At 64.2% G+C, this 2841-nt stretch carries 3 protein-coding genes; 1 reads left to right on the top strand and 2 read right to left on the bottom strand.

Features of this window, described 5'->3' with window-relative positions:
• On the top strand, positions 1–1959 hold a 1959-nt coding region (locus JWQ24_RS28290; protein ID WP_299815863.1), incomplete at its 5' end, for a hypothetical protein.
• Here the strand turns inward: JWQ24_RS28290 and JWQ24_RS28285 are convergent.
• Both JWQ24_RS28285 and JWQ24_RS28280 read right to left on the bottom strand, forming a co-directional pair.
• Positions 1956–2489 carry a capsid cement protein gene (locus JWQ24_RS28285; protein ID WP_299815861.1) on the bottom strand — a complete coding sequence of 178 codons (534 nt, stop codon included), beginning with the start codon at positions 2487–2489 and terminating at the stop codon, positions 1956–1958. The two genes, JWQ24_RS28290 and JWQ24_RS28285, sit on opposite strands and share 4 nt — an antisense overlap.
• On the bottom strand, positions 2474–2841 hold a 368-nt coding region (locus JWQ24_RS28280; protein WP_299815859.1), incomplete at its 5' end, for a type I phosphomannose isomerase catalytic subunit. The genes JWQ24_RS28280 and JWQ24_RS28285, both read right to left, overlap by 16 nt.

The raw sequence follows: 2841 nt of genomic DNA, 5'->3' as shown, positions 1-2841 counted from the left end.
GTGTACTACGTCATTGGCTTCCCCCTCGCCGGGCTGACCGCCGCCTGGTTCTTCCGCGTGGTCGGGCTCTCCCGGATTCTGGCCGGCACGATGGCCATCCTGTTCGCCATCGCGCCCTACCATTTCGTGCGCAACGAAAGCCACCTCTGGTACTCCGAGTACTACCTCGTGCCCCTCGCCATGGTCCTGCTCTACCGCGTCACCAACGGCGACCCACTCTGGGGCACCCGCCCAGGCTCCCATTTCGCACGCGGGATCTTCACCGGCCGCGGTGCCCAAACCGTCGTCATCCTTGCTCTGTTCGGCTCCCAGAACACCCAGTTCGCCGTGTTCGCCATCCTCATCCTCGCGATCATCGGCACCATCGCGCTCATCCGCACCCACGCGTGGCGGCGATTCGTCGGCGCCGCGATGGCAGGCCTGGTACTGGTGGTAGTGCTGCTCATCAACCTCGCACCACCGCTTGTCTACACCGCGATCAATGGCGATAACGTGCAGGCGGTGGCTCGAACCCCCGTGCGCACCTACGACCTCAGCCTTCGCATCAGCGATCTTGTCCTGCCCATGACGGGCGATCGCATCAGCACGCTGAACATCATCCGGGTTGAGTACGACAAGATCTTCGGCAGCAACGAGGACCCGGCACTCGGTCTGGTCGCATCGATCGGGTTCCTGATCGCGCTCGTGGTCGTATTCGCGCTCATCGTCGTGCGTCGCCGACGTGATCGATCGGTACCCGTCCGTGACCGGTTTCGCACCAACGCACTCGCCAACCTGTCGATACTTACCCTTGTCGCGCTCCTAATTTCGATGGTCGGCGGGCTATCGTTTCTTCTCAGCTTCATCACCAGCGACATTCGCGGCTGGAACAGAATCAGCATCTTTATCGCCCTCCTCAGCCTCGGGGTGATGGGCGTGGCCATCGACTACTGTGTCGTGCGCTTCGGTGGAAGGTTCAACTGGAGCCGCGCGCGACGTGCCATCATCGCTGCGGCAGTCAGCGTCATCCTCGTCGTGGTCGGATTCTTCGACCAGACAGCGCCGGTCTTCGCGACCCCGCACTATGCCGCCAACAACACCAGGTTCAGTGCGGATGCCCGGTTCGTGGCGACAATCGAGAAGTCGGTACCGAAGGGTGCGGCAATTCTGCAGCTCCCATACCAACGGTTTCCCGAGACGGCCGCGGTCCGCGGGGTGTCGAACTCAGACCAGCTCATGCCGTTCCTGCACACGTCGACACTGCGCTGGTCCGGTGCCGGGATCAAAGGACGGGCACTCGTCGACTGGCAGAGCCAGCTCGCTCGTCTGCCAATGAGACAACTGCTGGTGTCGGCATCCGCTGCTGGCTTCTCGGGTGTCCTCATCGACGAGAAGGCCTACGGGCCAGCTGCCGCGCCGACGCTCGCCGAGGTCACGGCCGAGCTTGGTAGCCCAACCGCGAATGACCGCAGTCGGTACCAATACTTCCCACTGACGGGTGCGGCAGCGGATGCGACCGCCAACCTGAACTCCGCCGACATCCACACGATTGGATACCGCACGACGCACGCCGTTTACCCATACTTCGTTCCCGATGTTGGCCGTGACGGTTTCGCGTTCCTGCCAACGATCCTTTCGGCATACCAGCCACGCATCGCGCTCGACAACCCCACCACTGTCTCGCGCAAGCTGACCTTGTCGTTCACAGTCGCTTACCGACCCGGCGGGGTTCTCAACCTGGGTCTGCCGGGCGGCGGTACCGACACCAACCACCTGGCCAACTCCACAGCAACCGTCACCATCAACGTCACCGCACCGCCCGGGGTGACCTCCATGCCGTTCTCCCGGTCAACCGGTGTCGCCTTCGCGCACACGGACGGCATCAACGGCATCTTCAAAGTCAGTTCCGTCGTCGGCACCGACCCCGTCCTCACAACCCTGCTCGCGCCCCTGTCCGCGATAGCTAACCACGCCCATTAAGCGTCTGGCGCGCCCACCGCAATATTCGTGAGGGGAACCGCGCTTTCAGCCGCGGCGTTTGACGTTGCGATGAACACGGTGCCGTTTCCGGTAAACGTAAACTCGCCTTCGTCAGCGGAAACATATAACGACTGGCCCTTTGCGGCCACCCGCTCACCGGTCGCGCTGCTGACGGCAAAGCTGCCCTCGGTGCAGAGCAGCAGGGCGTCCCCCGCTGGCGTGAAACTGGCCGAGCCGCCTGCGGGCTCGATGACGACCAGCTCGAAGTCCGGGACATCCGGCTGGAACACTCGCACGCCATCCGTCGGCTCGGACGGGCGGAGGAACGGCACAGGCAGCGGGCGAAAGTCGAGGACGTGCAACAGCTCGGGCACATCAACATGCTTGGGCGTGAGCCCACCGCGAAGCACGTTGTCCGAAGCGGCAAGCACCTCGATGCCGAGGCCGTGCAGGTACGAGTGGATGTTGCCGGCCGGCAGGTAGACGACCTCGCCCTTCCGCACGGTCACCCGGTTCAGCAGCAGCGCCACCAGGATGCCGGGTCGCCCGGATAGTCCCCGTTCAGGGAGACGACTGTCGCGGCGTCGATCCCGTCCACGCCCGGCGCTACCTGCACCACTCGCTCGAGGAGCCTTGCGACATCCTCGCCCCCCGACATGAGCCACTCGAACACGGCGGGAAGCGACGAGTCGTCGATTAGTCGGTCGAGCAGCCCCGCGATGAGCGGATCGTCTCCGAACTTCTCGATGACGCCGCGAGTTGCCGCGACCGGCCGAAACCCGCAGAGCGCCTCGAACCGGTCGCTGATGGCGTAGACCAGTTCGGGTTTGTGGTGGGCGTCCTTGTAGTTGCGGTGCGGTGCATCCAGCGGGATGCCCGCCG

Source organism: Tardiphaga sp., assembly GCF_028290495.1.
GTDB lineage: Bacteria > Pseudomonadota > Alphaproteobacteria > Rhizobiales > Xanthobacteraceae > Tardiphaga.
Note: the sequence above shows the minus strand (reverse complement) of the source record. Positions and strands in the feature narration are given on the sequence as shown.